Origin of the sequence: Burkholderia pseudomultivorans, from assembly GCF_001718415.1 — a bacterium.
In the GTDB taxonomy this organism is placed as follows: Bacteria; Pseudomonadota; Gammaproteobacteria; order Burkholderiales; family Burkholderiaceae; genus Burkholderia; species Burkholderia pseudomultivorans_A.
In genome coordinates this window covers 2,765,726-2,787,249 of record NZ_CP013377.1, presented here as the reverse complement: position 1 = coordinate 2,787,249, position 21,524 = coordinate 2,765,726, and the positions used below count along the sequence as shown (strand labels likewise).

9 protein-coding genes and 1 pseudogene are annotated in these 21,524 nt (G+C 66.6%); 5 read left to right on the top strand and 5 right to left on the bottom strand.

Annotated features, from left to right (window positions below; genetic code table 11):
- Positions 1 to 30 precede the first annotated feature (30 nt).
- Complete coding sequence (locus WS57_RS12020; RefSeq protein ID WP_059516362.1) at positions 31 to 363, top strand: type II toxin-antitoxin system RelE/ParE family toxin; 333 nt, start codon at positions 31 to 33, stop codon at positions 361 to 363.
- Positions 356 to 688, top strand: a complete 333-nt coding sequence (locus WS57_RS12015; RefSeq protein ID WP_059516208.1) for a helix-turn-helix domain-containing protein — start codon at positions 356 to 358, stop codon at positions 686 to 688. Before WS57_RS12020 ends, WS57_RS12015 begins: the two co-directional genes overlap by 8 nt.
- 408 nt (positions 689 to 1,096) lie before the next feature.
- Here the strand turns inward: WS57_RS12015 and WS57_RS37005 are convergent, their stop codons facing one another.
- On the bottom strand, positions 1,097 to 1,438 hold the full coding sequence (locus WS57_RS37005) for a SymE family type I addiction module toxin (protein WP_059516206.1): 342 nt from the start codon (positions 1,436 to 1,438) through the stop codon (positions 1,097 to 1,099).
- A 279-nt stretch (positions 1,439 to 1,717) separates the two neighbouring features.
- Entirely contained in the window at positions 1,718 to 4,750 is a 3,033-nt protein-coding gene (locus WS57_RS12005) for a hybrid sensor histidine kinase/response regulator (RefSeq protein ID WP_069244259.1), read from the bottom strand.
- Positions 4,751 to 5,204: 454 nt separating this feature from the next.
- On the opposite strand from WS57_RS12005, the gene WS57_RS11990 reads away from it, so the two are divergent.
- The 3 genes from WS57_RS11990 (at position 5,205) to WS57_RS11980 (ending at position 17,155) form a co-directional block, all read left to right on the top strand.
- Entirely contained in the window at positions 5,205 to 15,359 is a 10,155-nt protein-coding gene (locus WS57_RS11990) for a YadA-like family protein (protein WP_230945575.1), read from the top strand.
- 94 nt (positions 15,360 to 15,453) lie between these two features.
- A complete protein-coding gene (locus WS57_RS11985) occupies positions 15,454 to 16,161 on the top strand; it encodes an OmpA family protein (protein WP_059516198.1) in 708 nt (235 codons plus the stop codon).
- 292 nt (positions 16,162 to 16,453) lie between these two features.
- Positions 16,454 to 17,155 (top strand): response regulator transcription factor, encoded by a 702-nt coding sequence (locus WS57_RS11980; RefSeq protein ID WP_059516196.1) that lies wholly within the window; start codon positions 16,454 to 16,456, stop codon positions 17,153 to 17,155.
- A 54-nt stretch (positions 17,156 to 17,209) separates the two neighbouring features.
- Here the strand turns inward: WS57_RS11980 and WS57_RS11975 are convergent, their stop codons facing one another.
- The 3 genes and pseudogenes from WS57_RS11975 to WS57_RS38370 all read right to left on the bottom strand — a co-directional run.
- On the bottom strand, positions 17,210 to 17,902 hold the full coding sequence (locus WS57_RS11975) for a LuxR C-terminal-related transcriptional regulator (RefSeq protein WP_059516194.1): 693 nt from the start codon (positions 17,900 to 17,902) through the stop codon (positions 17,210 to 17,212).
- 234 nt (positions 17,903 to 18,136) lie between these two features.
- Positions 18,137 to 21,409 (bottom strand): YadA-like family protein, encoded by a 3,273-nt coding sequence (locus WS57_RS11970; RefSeq protein ID WP_420481036.1) that lies wholly within the window; start codon positions 21,407 to 21,409, stop codon positions 18,137 to 18,139.
- Between the two features lie 36 nt (positions 21,410 to 21,445).
- A pseudogene (locus WS57_RS38370) lies at positions 21,446 to 21,520 on the bottom strand (ESPR-type extended signal peptide-containing protein); the annotation flags it as partial.
- Positions 21,521 to 21,524 lie beyond the last annotated feature (4 nt).

Below are 21,524 nucleotides of genomic sequence, written 5' to 3'. Positions count from 1 at the left end.
AGTGATGTTAGCAAATTTGATAATATCGCGATGAAGAACTGGACGATCCTGTATTACAGCGAACGTGTGAAGCGCGACGTATTTGCTTTGCCCACGGGCATTCTCGCGGGCTACCTTCGTCTGATCGAAATGATGGAGGAATACGGCGCGGATCTACGGATGCCGCATTCGCGGGCGATGGGAGACGGATTGTTCGAATTGCGCCCGAGAGGCCGTGAAGGTGTCGGGCGCGTGTTTTATTGCTCGCAGGTGGGAAATGAACTCGTCATCCTGCATTCCTTCGTCAAGAAGACGCAGGAAACGCCTGGCGACGAGCTACGCATTGCCCACCGGCGGATGAAGGAGGTTCGCAACCATGGCTAAGGCCCGCTCCGCACGCGCCAGGGAGGACCGGTATGCACCGGTCCGACACACTGCCGAAGACACCGCCGGTCTGCTCGCCGACCCCACCCTCAAGGCGGAATACGACGCGCTGGAAGAGGAATTCACCGCGCTTCGCGCGTTGCTGGACGCGCGTAAAGAGGCAGGATTGACGCAGGCTCAGGTCGCCGAGCGAATGGGAACCACGACATCCGCCGTCTCCAGGCTCGAGGCCTCGTTGTCGAGCGAAAAGCACTCGCCGTCGTTTGCGACGTTGCGCAAGTATGCCGCGGCGTGCGGGAAGAAGCTCGTCATTTCGTTTGCGTGAGTGTGCCGGGGCCAGGAACCGGGTCTCGAATGCATCGCGTCGACCGATTGCAGAATCAGCCTGGTCTGATGGGTTGTAACGGTTCTTCACGTTACATTGAGCGGGTGTGGCGCCGGAGCCGCTTCGGCGGCGGCCGCCGGGCCCGGTCGCAGTCATGCTATGCATTCGATAGCACTACTCCTAACGCTGCCTTATGCGAGCGCCGAGGCGGTTCCGGCCGCCACACCCATCCTTCAGCTTGTTTCCCTGACCGTCAGACCGATACCGTGATGCCTGCCGGAGCCGAGCGCCCTGCAGGCGTCACCACGATCTCCACATGCTGGCCGAACGACATCAGCGTCAGGATCAGTTAGTCGACGTCGGAAGCGGCCGGCACTTCGCCGGCGCGTCGATGCGAGTCGCGGCGCTTCATTGCACGTCCCCCGTCATCGCCGGATCCTGCGGCAAGGGTCGCTTCGGTGCGGCATCGCCGTCGGCGAGTCCGCGCGTTTCGAAAACGTCGCGGCTGTCTTCGTCGATCGGCGTGATGACGAGCCGCTTGTGCGTCACCTCGATCCGCAGGCGCTGCCCGGGATCGAAACCCGCCGCGTCGATCCACCGGCCCGACAGCTTCGCCCACAGGTACAGAACGGGCGGTGTATCGCCCGCCACGCGAAGCTCGGGGAAAGTGCGGCCCTGCCGGGAAGATTCCTGCGTCGGGACGAAACGATCGAGGAAAAGTACGGTTGCGCTATGATTCGCGTCAGCCATGGTCAACTCCTTGGTTGAGTTGGTTGCGGTCAGCGGCTCGCGGGTGCCCTTACACCTGCGGGCCGCGCTTCGTTGACGCGAAGGATTTCCAGCGCCGGAACCATCACCTGCATCACGCGCTCGATGGTTCGGTTTCCTTGCGTTAACGTGCGACTACTTTAGCTTCGTTCGACGCGTCTCGTTTGACGGAAAGTTGCGCTTTTCTCACGTTGGCCATCAGGCCAGTGTCTTGTGTGCCCGTGGCCCAATGAACGCAACGCAAGGGCGCGATCGGCCGCTTCATCGATGGATCGGCGATGTGTCAGAAAGTGTGTCGTGCGACGGCTTCGCGTCGCCGGCCGCACGCCGTTCGAGGATCTCGTGCGCGTCGTGCCGATAGCGTTCGAACTCGCGCGCGAACGCCGCCGCGTCGCCGGCCAGCGCCAGCGCTTCGAGCGACGCGCACAGCGTCGATATCTCCCGTTCCCCGATCATCGCGAACGCACCCCGCATGCTGTGAATTTCCGAACGCGCGATCTTCAGGTCGCCGTCCTGGAGCGCGCGCGCGATGGCGGCGTTCGAGCGTCGCGTCGCGTCGACCAGTACCGTGTGCAGGTCTTTCGGCAGCGGGCCGGCCGTGCGTTGCGGCACGGGCGGATGCGTGGGCCGTCGCCACGTCCCGGCGTATTTCGTGATCGCCTGTTCGAGCGACTTCAGCGACGTCGGCTTCGTGACGATTTCGTCGATGCCAGCCTCCCACGCCAGCTGCAGTTCGTCGGGTTCCGCATGCGCGGTCACCGCCAGAATCGGCTGCGCGCGCCCGCGCTCGCGCAGCACGCGCGCGAACGCGTAGCCGTCGAGGCCCGGCATATTCAGATCGGTCAGGATCACTGCATAGTCCTGGCGGTCCACGAGATCGAGCGCTTCCGCGACGTTCGACGCGATATCGGCCTGATAGCCGAGCACGTCCAGCTGATCGCTGATCAGCGAACGGTTGACGGCGTTGTCGTCGACGAACAGCACGCGGACGTCCGGCGCGTCGGCACCGGCGCGCGCATGCGCAGCACCGGGCTGCCGATCGAGCGGCAGCGGCAACGTGACGATGAAGGTCGAACCCACGCCCGGCACGCTGTTCGCCTCGATGCGGCCGCCCATCGATTCCGCGAGCTTGTAGCTCAGCGCGAGGCCGATGCCAGTCCCGCCGAAGCGGCGCGCGATCGATTCGTCGGCCTGCGCGAACGGCTCGAACACATGCGCAAGCTGATCGGCCGTCATGCCGATGCCCGAATCGCTGACGCGGATCGTCACCGGCGTCGCGTCGGCCGGCGGCGCCGAGACCGACAACGCCACCGCGCCGCGATTCGTAAACTTGATCGCGTTGCTGACCAGGTTCACGACGATTTGCCGCACGCGCATCGGATCGCCGAGATAAGTCCGGGCCAATGCTGGATCGACGTCGATGCGCAGCGCGATGCCCTTCGCGCCGGCGACCGGATCGAACAGGTCGGCCACGTCGCGCATCAGTTCATCGATGCGAAAGCCGGTCGATTCGAGCGTCATCCGGTCGGCTTCGATCTTCGTCATGTCGAGCACGTTGTTCAGCATGTCGAGCAGCATCCGCGCGGCCGACGTGACCGCATGCAGGCGCGGCTTCTGCCGGCTCGGGTCCGGCGCCTTGTCGAGCAGTTCGAGATTGCCGAGCATCGCGTTCAGCGGCGTGCGGATTTCGTGGCTGATGGTGGCGAGGAACGTCGATTTCGCGCGGTTCGCGCTGTCGAGCGCGCGCTCGGCGTCGGCGCGCGTCGTGATGTCCGAGAAGCTGTACAGCAGCGCGTTCATGCCTTTGAAGCGCACGCGCACGAAATTCACGAGCAGGTCGCGCCTGCGGCCGTCTTCGAGCGTGACCGGCAGCTCGACGTCGAACTGCACCGGCGCAGCGTCCGCGTACTCGCGGTAGCGCGTCAGCAGCCGCTCGTGCAGCGGCGGGTCGCCGGCCTCGCGCTCGTACAGCTCGAGCATCCGGTTGCGCAGCAGCACCTGGCGCGTGTCGGGCGACACGAGGCCGATGCCGAACGGCGCGGTCGCGATGATCGCGCGGCTCGTCCGCTCGCTTTCGAACACGCGGCGCGAGCGGCGGAACAGCGGCGCGAAGACGCGCAGGTCGAACGCGATCACGAGCGCCCACAGCACGATGAGGATGGCCGCGGTCGTGCCGAGTTCGCGCAGCATCGTCGAGCCGATCGCATAGGCGATCGTATGCCACGAATACGCATAGACGATCGCGTAGCCCGTATCGGAGATGCGGTCGCTGATCGTGAACACGCCGTGCCGGTAGCTTTCGTCGAACTGCACGAGGCCGCGCCGCCAGGTGTCTTCGGCGAGCGCATGCCGCATCAGCGCCGCGCCGTCTTCCGCGTCGCGGGTGCGGTCGGCATGCAGCAGCACGCGGCCGTTTTCGTCGATCAGCATCGCGACGGCGTCGTCCGGCGCATGTCGCAAGCGGTCGGCGATCACGTCGACGTCGAAGTCGCTGACGAAGGTCATGAAATGCCGCTGGCCGTCGAACGCGGGTTCGACGAGCCGGAAGACCGTTTTGCCGGTCAGCGGATCGATCGCCGGTGCCTGCCAGGCAATCCGGCGCGAAAGACGCCAGTAGCGCGCGATGGCCGGATCGGACCAGTCGGCCACGTCGAACGCGAGATGCCGGATCAGCGCGTGCGTGTCGGACACGCCGATACGCGCGAGCACGTCCGGATACGGCATCGACGGCGGCGGCGTGATCGCGATCACGGTGCGGTCGGGACTGTACGCGTAGCCGCGTACTGCGCGCCCGGTCTGGCGCTCGGCGGCCGCGACGGAAATCGTCTGGCGTTCCATCAGTTGCACGTAGCGATCGGTTTCGTGGTCGGCGATCGCTTCGGGCGATGCCGCCACGAAGATCTCGCTCACACTGCGCATCGGCGCGAGCAGCACGTGACCATCGCGCCGCAGCGCGTCCGACGCCTCGCGCGCATGCGGCGGATGGCCGTTCCACAGCAGCTCGGCATTGATGACCGCGCGGCGCATCGACGCCTGCTTCGCGTCCATTTCGAGTTGCACGAGCGCCTTGTGTGTCAGGAACAGGTCGCGCCGTTCCGCGATGTAGTCGCGCACCGAGCCGACGAGCAGGATGCCCGCCGCGATCAGGATCACCAGCGACAGCACGGCGGCGCCGCCATACAGCGTGAAGCGCTGATACCGGTTCAGCAGGCTCAGGTCGCGCGCGTCGTCGTCGATCGACGCGAACGGCGCGTTGGCGTCCGCGTGGGACGCGAAGAGATGGCGGATGGGCATGAGACGAAGACCGGTGAATCAATGCGCAAATCGGGAGACGCGCCGCGGCGAAGCCGGGACGCGGACGATATCCGCGAGCCGAATCGAGGCGACGCGATGCGCCGCCGGCTCGGGGAACAGGAAAATTATCGGGATAGCGGACTGGCCTGTATGTAGGGCAGTCCGAAACACTCGCGCGAGACGGATAGGACCAGTCCTATTCACGTCGTTGGTTGCGCGGATGCGTATATAAGGCCTGCGATACGGTCGTGTCAAACGGAATCGTTCAAGCGCAGGTCGTGTCGCGTCGCGCGTGGCATGCCCGATTGTCAAGCAACGTCAGTTTAGGACTAGGCCTACGAAATAAGTGCGATCGTGTCCAGCCGTCTGATTATCGAAATGACAGGCGATCAATACATTGGCATCTGTGGACGAGGAGCGTCCTTCTCTCTTTTTCTCTACAGAGGCAAACAACGTGAACAAGACCTATCGCACCGTCTGGAACGCGACGACGGGTACATGGACGGCAGCAGCCGAAACGGCGCGGACGCGAACGAAATCGAAGTCGAATACGGCGATGCGGTCGTCGGTGACGGCGGCGGTAGCGGTGATGGCCGGGGTCGGTGGCGGCGCTGTGTCGATGGATGCCATGGCCCAGGCCACGACTGGCGGCGGTCTCAATTTGTGCTCGAACACGACTGCGGCAAACGGCGTGAGATATGGGCAAACATTTGGTGCACTGAGCAATACGGTCAACGCGAACTGTGCGCCTATCAATACCAGCCTGCCTTCGTATCAGGGACATGCGCCGTCCTTCATTCTGGCTAACAACGCTGGTACGAACGGCGCTGCCGGCCTCACTCCGACGGCGTCGGTTATGGGCAGTACCGACGGGCACCTGGTCCTGTACGGCCAGAACGGTGTCCACGTCAGCGGCCCGGCCGACTTCGACAACAATGTCAACATGACGAACCATCGTATTACGGGGCTGGCGACGGGGACGGCCGGCACTGATGCGGTCAACGTCAACCAGCTAAATGCTGCAATTTCCGCCGCAGCGACAGCAAGCAACCCGTACGTGGCAATCAGCACCGGTACGTACGCGACGGCAACGGCCGCGAGCGCGGGCGGGAGCGCGACGGCGGTTGGCGCCAATGCGAGGGCGACCGGGACATCGGCTGTGGCGCTTGGCGGTAACACCAGCGCCACCGGGCAGAATGCGGTGGCGCTCGGCACCCTCTCCAGGGCGACAGGTAGCGAGACGGTGGCTGTCGGCGTGAGCGCCAATGCGGCAGGAACGAATTCGACGGCATTAGGACGCCTCGCTGCAGCGGTGGGCAACAATTCGCTCGCCGCGGGTTATGGAGCTCAGGCCAACGGTATCGGCTCGATTGCCGTTGGATCGTCTGCAAACGTCGCCGCGTCGAGCACTGGAAGCCTGGCGCTCGGTCAGGGCGCGGCCGTCACGAGAACCGGCGCGGATTCGTCGAACATGATCGCGATCGGTACGAATGCCCGGGCGGGCGACGCAGGCGCGGGGGTCTCGACGGGTGCGATCGCGATCGGCAGCGGCGCGAACGCGGGTGGTAACGGCTCGATCATGATCGGCACGAACGCGATGCATTCGGGCTCGAACGCGACGGTCGTCGGCGCAAACTCGAGCGCGATGGGCGGTGGCGCCGGTACGGTGCTGGGTTCGAACAGCTCGGCTGCGGGTAGCGCGAGCGTGGTGCTGGGCTCTGGTGCGACGGCCAGCGGCGCCAACTCGGTTGCGTTGGGCACGGGCAGCATCGCTAACGCGGACAACACCGTCTCCGTCGGGTCGGCGACGACGCAGCGGCGCATTACCAATCTGGCCGCCGGTATGGCGAACACGGATGCAGTCAACCTCGGTCAGATGAACGAGGCACTTTCGACGAAGGTCGCCAACACATACATCCAGATCGATACGCGTAACGGCACCGCCGCCGCGCAAGCGGGCGCGGGTTCGCTCGCCATCGGCACGAACACGAGTGCGGCCGGTTCCTATGCGACGGCTCTGGGCAACAGCGCGCTGGCCAGCGGCAACAACAGTACGGCCATCGGCTTCCAGAGCAGCAGCGCCGGCGGCGCCGCCGTCGCGATCGGCTCGGGTGCGAACGCAGGCGGCCTGCATGGTGTTGCCTTGGGTGTCAACGCACAGGCGACCCACGCCGATTCGGTGGCGCTCGGCGCCGCGTCGGTCACCGACCGCAATAACAGCGTATCGGTTGGCTCGTCGATGCTGCAACGGCAGATCACCAATGTCGCGGCCGGCACGCAACGTACCGACGCAGTCAACGTCGGCCAGCTGTCCGGCGTGACCAGGGCACTCGGCGGCGGGGCCGCGATCGACGGGAGTGGCAACGTTACGCAGCCGACTTACAAGGTCGCTGGAACGGACTATCACAACGTCGGCGACGCGCTCGACGCACTGGCCGCGAATGGCGGCAGCGATCCGAATGCCGTGACCTATGACGATGCGACGAAGGACAGCGTGACGCTGGGCGGCGCGGGTGCAACGACGCCGGTGGCGCTGCACAACGTGGCGGACGGTGTGCTGTCGGCGACGAGCAAGGATGCGGTGAACGGCTCGCAGCTGTTCGCGACGAACCAGGATCTTGGCAATCTGAAGGACGCGCTGAAGGACGGCGGCGTGATCGACCCGATGACGGGCGAATCGCGGGCGGTAGTGTACGACGGCGCGACCAAGGATACGGTCACGCTGAAGGGCGCGGACGGCACGACGCTGTCGAACGTGAAGGCGGGTGTGGCCGACATGGACGCGGTGAACGTTTCGCAGCTGAAGGACGCAGGCCTGATCGATCCGTCGACGGGCAAGTCGATCGCGGCAGTGACGTACGACCGTCACGCGGACGGCACGGCGAACTATGGTTCGGTGACGCTTGGCAACGGCACGGGCCCGACGCAGATCAAGAACGTGGCTGACGCGATGGACGACAGCGATGCACTGAACCTCGGCCAGCTGAAGAACGCGGGTCTGGTGGGTGACGATGGGTCGGGCAAGCTGACGTCGCTGGCGGTGACGTACGACAGCGCGGCGAAGGACGCCGTGACGCTGGGCGGCGCCGGCGCAACGACGCCGGTCGCACTGAAGAACGTAGCGGACGGTGTGGACCGTCACGACGCGATCAACCTTGGCCAGTTGCAGGACGCAGGCCTGGTCGCGCCTGTCGATCCGACGAACCCGGGTGCGGGCCTGACGTCGCTGGCTGTCACGTATGACAGCACGGCGAAGGACAAGGTCACGCTGGCCGGCACGGACGGCACGACACTGTCGAACCTGAAGGCTGGCGTGGCCGACATGGACGCGGTGAACGTTTCGCAACTGAAGGGTTCGGGCCTGATCGGAGACGACGGCAAGTCGATCGCGGCGGTGACGTACGACCGTCACGCGGACGGCACGCCGAACTACGGCTCGGTGACGCTGGGCAACGGCACGGGTCCGACGCAGATCAAGAACGTGGCTGACGCGACGGACGACAGCGATGCACTGAACCTCGGCCAGCTTAAGAACGCGGGCCTGGTGGGTGACGATGGGTCGGGCAAGCTGACGTCGATGGCCGTGGTGTACGACGGCGCGGCGCGCGACAAGGTCACGCTGGCCGGCACGGACGGCACGACGCTGTCGAACGTGAAGGCTGGCGTGGCCGACACGGACGCGGTGAACGTTTCGCAGCTGAAGGGTTCGGGCCTGATCGGCGACGACGGCAAGTCGATCGCGGCGGTGACGTACGACCGTAACACGGACGGCACGCCGAACTACGGATCGGTAACGCTGGGTGGTGCCGGCGCGGCCACGCCGGTGGCGTTGAAGAACGTCGCAACGGGCGTCGACGGCACCGACGCCGTCAACGTGAATCAGCTGAATACGGGGCTGTCGGATCTGGAAGACCGACTTTCCGGCGCGGATCTGCGCTTTGTCAAGGTCAATGCCGATCCGGTGTCGGGCACACCGGCTATCGCGAGCGGCGCACTGGCCGTTGCCATCGGTGCGGGGGCGCAGGGCGCGGGTGCCAACTCGCTCGCACTCGGCAGCGGTGCACGCGTGACCGGCAACGGTTCGGTCGCGATCGGCTACAACTCGGTCGCGAACCAGAACAACGTGGTGTCGGTCGGCGCGGTAGGCCAGGAACGCAGGATCGTCAACGTGGCGGACGGTGACGTCGCGTTCCAGAGCACCGACGCCATCAATGGCGGTCAGCTCTACGCGGCATTGAACAACCTGTCGACGTCGGTGACTTCGAAGACGCAGCAGGCGATCGACAGTTTCTCGTCGGAGATCGACAAGAAGACGAAAGCCGCAATTGACGAGGTGAACTCGCGTTCGATGCAGCCGATGGACGTCACCGACCCGCTCGTCGCGGTCGAAGGCCTGCAGGGCAATAACCTCGCTTCGCTGAACGGCGCGGATCCGGCGACGTCAACGGCAGCCGCGATCGGCACGTCGTCAGTCGCAAGCGGCGGCAACGCCGTGGCGGTCGGCCTGCAGAGCATCGCGGGTTCGAACAACTCGGTCGCAATCGGCAGCTTTGCGGGGACGGGCGCTGGTCAGGACTACTCGGTCGCCGTGGGCTCGAACGTCCAGACGAACGGCATGCAGGCCGTTGCGTTGGGGGCGAACACGCAGGCGAACGGCGACTACGCGCTGGCGATCGGCAACAACGGTGCGCAGGCGATCGGCGACAGCTCGATCGCGCTCGGTAACGCAGCGAACGTGCGTGCCGGGGCGACCAACGCGATCGCGATCGGTACGGGGGCAAACATCGCACGCAGCGTCGAAGGTGCGATGGCGCTCGGCGCGAACGCGACTGCGGCCGCGGCCAACAGCATCGCGCTTGGCGCGGATTCGTTCTCGAATCGAGCCAATGCGCTGTCCGTCGGCCGTGCAGGCGCGGAACGCCAGATCGTCAACGTCGCAGCAGGCACGCAAGCGACCGATGCGGTCAACGTGAGCCAGTTGACCGGCCTGGCGAATGCGCTCGGCGGCCATGCTGCGGTCGGCGTGGACGGCAGCATCACGCAGCCGACCTACAACGTCGATGGCAGCGACTATCACAATGTGGGCGACGCGCTGGACGCGCTCGCGTCGCGCAGCGCCGGCGATCCGAATGCGGTGGCGTACGACAGTGCAGCGAAAGACACCGTGACGCTCGGCGGCGCGGGGGCAACGACGCCGGTCGCGCTGAAGAACGTCGCCGACGCGAAGGACGATCACGACGCGCTGAACCTCGGTCAACTGAAGAATGCGGGTCTCGTCGGTGACGACGGCACCGGCAACCTGACGTCGCTGGCGGTAACGTACGACGGCGCGGCGAAGGACGCCGTGACGCTCGGCGGCACGGGCGCGACGGCTCCGGTCGCACTGAAGAACGTTGCGGACGGCGTGGACCGTCACGACGCGATCAACCTCGGTCAGTTGCAGGATGCGGGCCTGGTTGCGCCGGTCGATCCGACGAACCCGGGTGCGGGGCTGACGTCGCTGGCCGTCACGTATGACGGGGTGGCGAAGGACACGGTCACGCTGGCCGGCGCGGACGGCACGACGCTGTCGAACGTGAAGGCGGGTGTGGCCGACATGGACGCGGTGAACGTTTCGCAGCTGAAGGACGCGGGCCTGATCGATCCGTCGACGGGCAAGTCGATCGCCGCAGTGACGTACGACCGTAACGCAGACGGCACGCCGAACTACGGTTCGGTGACGCTGGGCAACGGCACGGGCCCGACGCAGATCAAGAACGTGGCTGACGCGACGGAGGACGGCGACGCGCTGAACCTCGGCCAGCTGAAGAACGCGGGCCTGGTCGGTGAAGACACGTCGGGCAAGCTGACGTCGCTGGCAGTGACGTACGACGGCGCGTCGAAGGACAGCGTGACGCTGGGCGGCGCGGGTGCAACGACGTCGGTGGCGCTGCACAACGTGGCGGACGGTGTGCTGTCGGCGACGAGCAAGGATGCGGTGAACGGCTCGCAGCTGTTCGCGACGAACACGCGCGTGGGTGACCTTGAGGACTCGCTGAAGGACGGCGGCGTGATCGACCCGGCGACGGGCAAGTCGCTGGCGGTGGTGTACGACAGCGCGGCGAAGAACAGCGTGACGCTGGGCAACGCGGGTGCGCCGGTAACCGTGTCGAACGTCGCGCGCGGCACGGCCGGCACGGACGCGGTAAACGTTGATCAACTGACCGATGCAATCCGTGACGTGACTGTTTCACCGAACCCGCTCGCAGTGTCTTACGACACGATTGCGAAGGATTCGGTGACGCTGGGCGGCGCGAGCGCGACCGCTCCGGTGGCGCTGAAGAACGTTGCGGACGGCGTGGATCGTCACGACGCGATCAACGTTGGCCAGTTGCAGGACGCGGGCCTGGTTGCGCCGGTCGATCCCACGAACCCGGGTGCGGGCCTGACATCGCTGGCCGTCGCGTATGACGGCGTGGCGAAGGACACGGTCACGCTGAAGGGCGCGGACGGCACGACGCTGTCGAACGTGAAGGCGGGCGTCGCCGACATGGACGCGGTGAACGTGAGCCAGCTGAAGGATTCGGGCCTGATCGGAGACGACGGCAAGTCGATCGCCGCAGTGACGTACGACCGTCACGCAGACGGCACGCCGAACTACGGTTCGGTGACGCTGGGCAACGGCACGGGCCCGACGCAGATCAAGAACGTGGCTGACGCGACGGACGACGGCGATGCACTGAACCTCGGCCAGCTGAAGAACGCGGGCCTGGTGGGTGAAGACGCTTCGGGCAAGCTGACGTCGCTGGCGGTGACGTACGACGGCGCGTCGAAGGACAGCGTAACGCTGGGCGGCGCGGGGGCGACCACGCCGGTGGCGCTGCACAACGTGGCGGACGGTGTGCTGTCGGCGACGAGCAAGGATGCGGTGAACGGCTCGCAGCTGTTCGCGACGAACACGCGCGTGGGGGACCTTGAGGACTCGCTGAAGGACGGCGGCGTGATCGACCCGGCGACGGGCGAATCGCTGGCGGTGGTGTACGACAGCGCGGCGAAGAACAGCGTGACGCTGGGCAACGCCGGCGTGCCGGTCGCGATCCACAATGTCGCAGCCGGTGCGGTGAGCTCGACGAGCAACGACGCGATCAATGGCTCGCAGCTCTTCAACGTGTCGAAGAGCGTCGCGGACAAGATCGGCGGCGGCGCGGGCGTGGGCGCGGACGGTTCGATCACGGACCCGACCTACTCGGTCGGCGGCCAGGACTACCACAGCGTGGGCGATGCCCTCGATGCGCTGGACAAGAGCAGCGGCGGCAACCCGCTGGCCGTGGCATACGACAGCGCGTCGAAGGATACGGTCACGCTGGCCGGCGCGGATGGCACGACGATCACGAACGTGAAGGCGGGCGCGGTCACGGCCGCGAGCACGGACGCGATCAACGGCTCGCAACTGCACGCGACGGCGCAGAGCGTGGCCGATTCGCTGGGAGGCGGCTCGACCGTGGATGCGGACGGCAAGGTGACGAACCCGTCGTACTCGCTGGCCGACCCGGCGGATGCATCGAAGTCGAAATCGTACAACAACGTGGGCGACGCGCTGGCGAACCTCGACGGCCGTACGTCGACGAACACGGAAAACATCACCGTGATCAACAAGCAGCTGGCCGACTCGGGTCTGGTGGACCCGGTGACGGGCCAGTCGATCGCGGCGGTGACGTACGACCGCAATGCGGACGGCACGCCGAACCTGGGTTCGGTGACGCTGGGCGGCGCGGGTGCGACGGCTCCGGTGGCGTTGAAGAACGTCGCCGATGGCGTGGATCGTCACGATGCGATCAACGTTGGCCAGTTGCAGGACGCGGGCCTGGTCGCGCCGGTGGATCCGACGAACCCGGGCGCGGGCCTGACGTCGCTGGCCGTCGCGTATGACGGTGTGGCGAAGGACACGGTCACGCTGAAGGGCGCGGACGGCACGACGCTGTCGAACGTGAAGGCGGGTGTGGCCGACATGGACGCGGTGAACGTTTCGCAGCTGAAGGACGCGGGCCTGATCGATCCGTCGACGGGCAAGTCGATCGCCGCAGTGACGTACGACCGTAACGCAGACGGCACGCCGAACTACGGTTCGGTGACGCTGGGCAACGGCACGGGCCCGACGCAACTGAAGAACGTCGCGGACGCGACGGACGACGGCGACGCGCTGAACCTCGGCCAGCTGAAGAACGCGGGCCTGGTCGGTGAAGACACGTCGGGCAAGCTGACGTCGCTGGCAGTGACGTACGACGGCGCGTCGAAGGACAGCGTGACGCTGGGCGGCGCGGGCGCAACGACGCCGGTCGCACTGAAGAACGTTGCGGACGGCGTGGATCGTCACGACGCGATCAACCTCGGCCAGCTGCAGGACGCGGGCCTGGTCGCGCCTGTCGATCCGACGAACCCGGGTGCGGGCCTGACGTCGCTGGCCGTCGCATACGACGACGCGTCGAAGGACGTGGTCACGCTGAAGGGCGCGGACGGCACGACGCTGACGAACGTGAAGGCAGGCGCGGTGACGGCCACGAGCACGGACGCGATCAACGGTTCGCAGCTGCACGCGACGGCGCAGAGCGTGGCCGATTCGCTGGGAGGCGGCTCGACCGTGGATGCGGACGGCAAGGTGACGAACCCGTCGTACTCGCTGGCCGACCCGGCGGATGCATCGAAGTCGAAGTCGTACAACAACGTGGGCGACGCGCTGGCGAACCTCGACGGCCGTACGTCGACGAACACGGAAAACATCACCGTGATCAACAAGCAGCTGGCCGACTCGGGTCTGGTGGATCCGGTGACGGGCCAGTCGCTTGCAGCGGTGACGTACGACCGCAACGCGGACGGCACGCCGAACCTCGGTTCGGTGACGCTGGGCGGCGCGGGTGCGACGGCTCCGGTGGCGCTGAAGAACGTCGCGGACGGTGTGGACGCGCATGACGCAGTGAACCTCGGTCAGCTGCAGACTGCAGGCCTGGTTGCGCCGGTCGACCCGACGAACCCGGGTGCGGGCCTGACGTCGCTGGCCGTGACGTACGACAAGCACGCGGACGGTTCGGCGAACTTCGACCAGATCACGCTGAAGGGCGCGAACGGTTCGACGCTCACGAACGTCAAGGCAGGCGCGGTGAACGCGACCAGCATGGACGCCGTGAACGGCGCGCAGCTGTACGGTGCATCGAAGAGCACGGCCGATGCACTCGGCGGTGGCGCGACGGTCGACGCGAACGGCAACGTGACGAACCCGACGTACACGGTCAACAACAAGACGTACAACAACGTCGGCGACGCGATCGAGAACATCTCGAACAGCCTCGTCCACGGCTCGATCGGCCTCGTCCAGCAGGACGAGGACACGCGCGAGATCACGGTCGCGAAGGACACGGACGGAACGACCGTGAACTTCACGGGCACGGCGGGCGACCGCGTGCTGACCGGCGTGGGTGCGGGTGCGGTGAGCGCGACGAGCAACGACGCGATCAACGGCTCGCAGCTGCACGGCACCGCGCAGAGCGTGGCGGACGTGATCGGCGGCGGGACGACGGTCGATGCGGACGGCAAGCTCGCGGATACGTCGATCGAGGTGAACGGGAACAAGTACAAGACCGTTGCCGAGGCAGTGCAGGCGGCGGCCCAGTACGGTGCGACCGATTCGCTCGCGGTGCGCTACGACCTGAACAAGGACGGTACGCCGAACTACGGTTCGGTGACCCTCGGCGGGACGGGCGCGGCGCCGGTGCGGCTGACCAACGTCGCGGACGGCGTGAACCAGTACGACGCCGTGAACTACGGCCAGCTGAGCGAACTCAGCGACAGGATCGGCGGCCTCGACGACCGTGTCGGCGCCCTGGAGCAGAACCCTGGCACGGGCAACCCGAATCCGGGCGATGGCGGTTCCGGCAACGACTACTTCGCCGGCACCGACATCGGTTCGACGGGCACGACGCCGGCGAACGCGGGCGACGGCACGGGCAACACGGCTGCGGGTTCGAACGCGACGATCGCCACGGGCGTGAGCAACGCCACGGTGATCGGTTCGGGCGCCGGCGCGTCGAAGGACGGTGGCGTCGCGATCGGCTCCAACGCGGCGAGCGCCGCCGAAGGGGCGGTCGCGATCGGCCGCGGTTCGGACGCATCGGGCAGCCAGTCGACGGCCATCGGCGACGGCGCGAAGGCGTCCGGTTCGAACTCGGTGGCGGTGGGCGCAGGCTCGGTGGCAACGGAGGCGAACACGGTGTCGTTCGGCAACGGCACCGATGATGGCAATCGCCGGCTCACGAACATCAAGGACGGTATCAACGAGTCCGACGCGGCGACGAAGGGCCAGCTCGATCGCGCAGTGGGCGGCATGCAAGGTCAGATCAACGACCTGTCGCGCAACGCGTACTCGGGTATCGCCGCAGCCACGGCGCTGACGATGATCCCGGGTGTCGATCCGGGCAAGACCTTGTCGTTCGGTGTCGGCGGCGCGACCTATCGCGGCTACCAGGCAGTGGCGTTCGGCGGGGAGGCCCGCATCACGCAGAACCTGAAGATGAAGGCCGGCGTGGGTCTGTCGAGCGGCGGCAACACCGTCGGCGTGGGCGCTTCGTACCAGTGGTAAGCCGCGGGGCGGGGCGCGAGCCCCGCCCGCGTGCAGGCCCGATCGACTCCATTCAACTTTTTCAGAAGTCCGCCCGCGCGGCGGACGTTTCACCATGACGATGAAAACCTTGTTGTTGCGCGCCGCATCGATCGGCGCGATTGCGATGGCGCTCGGTGCGTGTACGACGCACTCGGGCCTCACCTATGACATCCGTGCGGTGTCGATGCCCGGCAAGCCGGACAACGTGTTCCGCGTCAGCTGCGACGGGCTGCTCGGCAGCGCGAACGCCTGCGCGCGCGCGGCGGAGGAATTCTGCCAGGGGCAGGGCTTCACGCCGCTCGAGATGATCGACCGTGTGTACAGCCGTGCGCCGATGAAGGATCCGCGCGAAATCACCTTCATGTGCGGCAAGCCGCAGCCGGTCGTGCAGGCCGCGCCGCCGCCGCCGCAACCGGCTCCGCAGCCGGTCCCGCAGCGCCAGGTGCTGCTGCAGGGCGATGCGAACTTCGCGTTCGACAGCGCGGCACTGACGCCGGAGGCGCGCAGCCAGCTCGATCGCTTCGTGCAGATCAACAGCGGTATCGAGTTCCGTCGCGTGGCCGTGACCGGCTTCACCGATTCGACGGGCAGCAACACGCACAACCTGGCGCTGTCGGCGTCGCGGGCGCGCAACGTGATGAACTACCTGAGCAGCAACGGCCTGAAGGCGCAGTCGTTCGTCTCCGAAGGCCTGGGTGCAGCCGACCCGGTCGCGTCCAACGCGACGGCGGAAGGCCGTGCGCAGAACCGCCGCGTCGAGATCCGGATCGACGCGAAGTGACGCGCGACGGATGACGCTCCACCGGTACGCGCGGGAACCCGATCGGCACTGAGCCGATGGAAGGACGCTCCCCCGCCCGCCCTGTACCTTGAACCGCCCGCTTGTCACGAGCCGGCGGTTTTTTTATGACGATGCGCCGCACGAAGGCCCCGCCCGCCGAGGCGATGGCTGATGCCCCCGGTTTCATGCGAAGATAGCGCCCAATTACGATCCACGACGCCGCGATGCGCGCCGTCGCCGCCCGCCAGGCGGCGAGCCGGCCGCGACGATTGCCGCGCAAATCTGGACGACTATGGGAAGCTATCTGATACGCGTGGTACTGGCCGACGACCACCCGGCGATGCTGGTCGGCGTCGAGCATGGCCTGTCGTCGGTGCCGACGATCAAGTTGAGCGGCAAGGCCGTCAATTCGACCGAGCTGATCCGGCTCGTCGAAGGCGGCGAGTGCGACGTCGTGGTGTCCGACTATGCGATGCCGGGCAGCGCGCACGGCGACGGCATCACGCTGTTTTCCTATCTGCAGCGCAATCATCCGGCCGTGAAGCTGGTCGTGCTGACCATGCTCGACAACCCGGCCGTGATCGGCGCGCTGACGCGGCTCGGCATCGAGTGCATCGTCAGCAAGTCCGACACGATCGATCATCTGATTCCCGCGATTCACGCGGCCGCAACCGGCGGGTCGTATTTCTCGCCGTCGGTCGAGAAGGTCGTGCGCACGCTCACGTCGCATTCGAGCGCGCGCGCGACCGACCAGAAGCGCGACCTCAGCGATCGCGAGCTCGAAGTCGTGCGGCTCTATGCATCGGGGCTGACGGTCAACGAGATCGCGGAGAAACTCAGCCGCAGCAAGAAGACGATCAGCACGCAGAAGGCGCGCGCGATGGAAAAGCTCGGCATCGAGAAGGACATCGACCTGCTGCGTTACGCGATCGAGCACGGTATCGTCGCCGCGTCGGCCAGCGAAGGGCGGGGCGGCGACGCGCCGGCGCACTGAAACCCCGGCACCTCGCGGTCGCCGGGGTTTTCTCTTTCAGGCCAGGCGGCGGCTTTATTCGCCCGTTTCGTCGCCGCGCGCAGGCGGCGCATAGCCATAGTCGGTCACGAGCCCGCACGCGATCGCGTAGCGCACCAGATCGACGTCGCGCTCGATGCCGAGCTTCTGCATTGCCGAGCTTTTCTGCGTGCTGATCGTCTTCTTGCTGCGATTCAGCTTGTCCGCGATCTCGTTGACCGACAGTCCCGATGCAAAGAGGCGAATCACCTCGACCTCGCGCACCGACAACGCGGGCGCCTTGCCGCCGACGCTGCCGGTGCTGCGCAGGATCCGGTCCATCGACGGCGACAGGTAGCGGCCGTTCGTATAAGCCGCGTGGATCGCCATCGTCAGGTGGTTCGGCATGTCGGACTTGCTGACGATGCACGCGATGCCGATATCGATCAGCGCGCGCAGCGCCACCGCGTTCTCCATCATCGTCATTACGACGATCTTCAGGCCGGGAAAGCGTTTCAGGATGCCCGTAAACAGCGCGAGGCCGTCGCCGTATTCGTTGCCCGGCATCGCGTAGTCCGACACGAGCACGTCGCAGGGATGGCTCGCAAGCGCTTCCATCAGTTCCGTCGAGTTGTGCGCGATCGCGACGACCGAGACGGTGTTCGTCGCGGACAGTTCATAGCGAGCACCGATGACGACGGCCGGATGGTCGTCGGCGATCGCGATGCGAATGGGGAAGTTTCTGGTCATGTTGATATTGCGTGGCGCGCAGCGCCTGGGGGCGTACTGCGGTGAGCGTCTTCAAGACTGGGTTGGAGTCGGCGCAACGGCACGATCGTGGGCGGTACGGCGGGTGGACGCGATCCGGTCGCGCCGACGGCCGGTGGCCACTCGAATGAATGGCCACTGACCGTCGGCCGAAAGGCGAGAGGGATCGCGCCCTCCCGCTTCCGGGCGGTGCTCCGCTTGCGCGGAGCCGCCGGGTCAGAACTCGTAGCCGACCTGTGCACGGACGCCCACGTCGCCGACCGACGTGATCGACGTCGCGCCGTTCACGAGCCAGTTGCCGCTGCGCGACCGGTAGGTCGCACCGGCCGCAATCGCCGAGCCGCTCTTGAAGTTTGCGGCGCCGACGGCGACGACGGTCTTGCCCGGCTGCGACGGCGTCATGTTCGGCATCGCCATCGCCGCCGCGATACCGGCGTACGCGTTCTTCGCGACGTCGTTGATCGCGCGGTTCGTGTCGTTGAAGCGTGCGTCGACCGATTCCATCGCACGGTCGAGCTGGCCCTTCGTCGCCGCGTCGGACGCGTTGACGCCGTCCGCGATGTTGACGAGCCGGCGGTTGCCTTCGGCCGTACCGTCGCCGAACGACACCGTGTTCGCTTCCGTCGCCACGGAGCCCTGGCCGATCGCGACCGAACCGCTACCGGTGGCCGACGCGCCCTGGCCGAGCGCGGTGCTGTTCTCGCCCGATGCGATCGCATCCTGGCCGACTGCCGTGCCGTTCGAACCGGATGCGCCCGCACCCTGGCCGACTGCCGTGCCGTTCGAGCCGGACGCGTCCGCGCCGCCTACGACGAGCGAGCCTTCGCCGCCCGTTCCCATGCCCGGACCATAACCTGGCGTGCCGCTGCCGTCCCCGGGCCCGCCGCCGCCCGCTTCGAGATCGCCGACACGGCCGGAAAGGTCGCCGACCTTGCTGCTCAGGTCGCCATACTGCTTCGCGAACTCCTGCTGCATCGCATACAACTGGCCGCCGTTGACGCCATCCATGCTGCCTGCCGCAATCAGGCCCGGCGCGATGTTGTGCAGCGTCGTGCCTGTCTTGCCGCCGAACGTCACGGAATCGAGCGCGATGCCATCGTCGTAGGTGACGGCGCCGATTTCCTTGCCCGTGTAGTCGATCAGACCGGTGGCCTTCAATTGGGCGACCGTCACGGCGTCGTCATCGTCCACGCCTTTCGCGACGCCGGACAATCTGCGCGTGCCGTCGGTGCCGGCGATGTTCACCGATGCGCCGCCCAGGGCGGTGGCAACCATGATCGTGCCCGAGGCCGGATCTTGCCGAACGAGGCCGACCGATCCACTGCTCATGTCGTTGCGGATCTGCGTAATCGACGTCTCGTTGTTCGTCACGCGGCCGTCGAGGTTGGTGACGACGTCGCCGACGGAGTTGACGATCCTGGTGCCGCCGCTGCCGTCGCCGACGGTGAAGGCAGGCGCGGAGATCGAGCCGTCCGGGTTCACCGTCGAGCCGCCGCCGATGGCCGAAGCGACGCTGTCCGCGACGCCATGCAGCTGCGAACCGTTCACGGCTTCGTCGCTGGTGGCCGAGACTGTGCCGGCGGCGACGCCCTTGAGGGTACGGTCGCCCGCCTTACCGGCGAAATCGACGGCTGCGCCGTCGGTGTTGGCGCCGACGGTCAGGTCTGCGCCTGCACCGGCTTGCTGAACGAGGCCGATCGTGCCGCTCGACAACTCGTCGAGCTGGTTGTTGATGTTCGTGATGTCGCCGGTGTTTTTCGCGATGTTGGTTTCGTTCACCGTCACGCGGCCGTCGATGCTCGTGACCTGCGAACCCAAGTTCGCGAGATCGGACGCGTTCTTCGCAACGTCCTGATTGGTCGCATGCAGCTGGTCGCCGGTGACGGCGTCGGTGCTGCCTGCTGCCACGGTGCCGTTGGCAAGACCGGTGAGCTTGCGCGCGCCTGCGGTGCCGGTAAAGTTGACGGCTGCGCCATCGGTGCCTGCACCGACCGTGATGTCATCGCCGACGTTGGCTTGCTGGACGAGGCCGAGTGTGCCGCTGCCGATTTCGCCGGCGAGCTTCGAGATCGCGCCTTCGTTGTTCGTCACGCGGCCGTCGAGGTTGGTGACGACGTCGCCGACGGAGTTGACGATCGTGGTGCCGCCGCTGCCGTCGCCGACGGTGAAGGCGGGCGCGGAGATCGAGCCGTCCGGGTTCACCGTCGAGCCGCCGCCGATGGCCGAAGCGACGCTGTCCGCGACGCCGTGCAGCTGCGAGCCGTTCACGGCTTCGTCGCTGGTGGCCGAGACTGTGCCGGCGGCGACGCCCTTGAGGGTACGGTCGCCCGCCTTACCGGCGAAATCGACGGCTGCGCCGTCGGTGTTCGCGCCGACGGTCAGGTCTGCGCCTGCCCCGGCTTGCTGGACGAGGCCGATCGTGCCGCTTTCGAGCTTGCTCAGCTTGTCGTCGATGTCCCCGATCTGCTTCGTATGACCGGCAACGGTGCTGTTCGTCGAAGACAGGCCGGTGCTCAGACCGGCGACCGTGCTGTTCGTCGAAGACAGGCCAGTGCTTAGACCAGCGACCGTGCTGTTCGTCGAAGACAGGCCAGTGCTTAGACCAGCGACCGCGCTGTTCGTCGAGGACAGACTGGTGCTCAAACCAGCAACCGTACTGTTCGTTGTCGACAGGCCGGTGCTTAAGCTCGCGACCGTGAGGTTCGTTGCGGCGATCGAGGCGTTGGTGGTCGACAGTCCCGCGTTCATCTGCGCGACGTTCACTGCGTCGTTGTCTTCCGTGCCGGCGGCAACGTTGACGATCTGACGCGTGAACGTGCTTCCGTCGATATTGGGAACGCCGGCACCCACGGATACCGTGTTGTCCCGGTTGGCAACCGTGCCGAAACCCAATGCTACGGCGTTGGTGGCGCCGGCGCTGGAGGTGGTGCCAAGCGCAATCGAGCCCGTACCGGTCGCGACGGCAGCCCGGCCAGTAGTGGTGGCACCGCCGATTGCGACACTATAGTTTCCGCTTGCCGTCGAATTGCCGCCGAGCGCAATGGTCGCCGTACCGGCCGAGGTGGCTGACGGGCCGAACGCATTCGAATAGCTGCCCGCTACGGACGCATTGGAGCCGATCGCTGCCGAGTTCGAATTCGTTACGCGGGCGCTGGTCCCGAGTGCAACGGAATTGTTTGCCCCCGACACGACGGTTGCCCCCTGGCCGATCGCCGTCGAATCGGTGCCGCCCGAGTTTGCACTCCCCCCGATCGCGACTGCGTTGGTGCCCGAAGCGGTTGCGGCGGCGCCGGTGCTATTGACCTTTACGTACGTCGTGTCGTCGAACGCCATCGTCCCGATCAGGCCTGTCGTACCGATCGTGCCGCCATTGGCCACCGTACACACCCCCGCCGCGTCGACCGTCCCTTTCGTCCCTTCCTCCGTCGTACACGCTTCCGCCGCCGCCGCGCCACCGACCGCCGCACCGCCCAGCGCGAACGCAACCACCGCTTGCCGCGCCGCGCGCGCCGACCCCTTCGACTGCGACTTCGCCGTTTCGGCCGCCGCCGTCCATGTGCTGGTAACAGCGTTCCAGACGCTGCGATAAGCCCTGTTCATGGTC

What these genes read in the sequence shown, in the direction of transcription:
- WS57_RS12020 (WP_059516362.1), top strand. Translation starts at nt 31, where the DNA reads ATGAAGAACTGGACGATCCTGTATTACAGCGAACGTGTGAAGCGCGAC.
- WS57_RS12015 (WP_059516208.1), top strand. Translation starts at nt 356, where the DNA reads ATGGCTAAGGCCCGCTCCGCACGCGCCAGGGAGGACCGGTATGCACCG.
- WS57_RS37005 (WP_059516206.1), bottom strand. Translation starts at nt 1,438, where the DNA reads ATGGCTGACGCGAATCATAGCGCAACCGTACTTTTCCTCGATCGTTTC.
- WS57_RS12005 (WP_069244259.1), bottom strand. Translation starts at nt 4,750, where the DNA reads ATGCCCATCCGCCATCTCTTCGCGTCCCACGCGGACGCCAACGCGCCG.
- WS57_RS11985 (WP_059516198.1), top strand. Translation starts at nt 15,454, where the DNA reads ATGACGATGAAAACCTTGTTGTTGCGCGCCGCATCGATCGGCGCGATT.
- WS57_RS11980 (WP_059516196.1), top strand. Translation starts at nt 16,454, where the DNA reads ATGGGAAGCTATCTGATACGCGTGGTACTGGCCGACGACCACCCGGCG.
- WS57_RS11975 (WP_059516194.1), bottom strand. Translation starts at nt 17,902, where the DNA reads ATGACCAGAAACTTCCCCATTCGCATCGCGATCGCCGACGACCATCCG.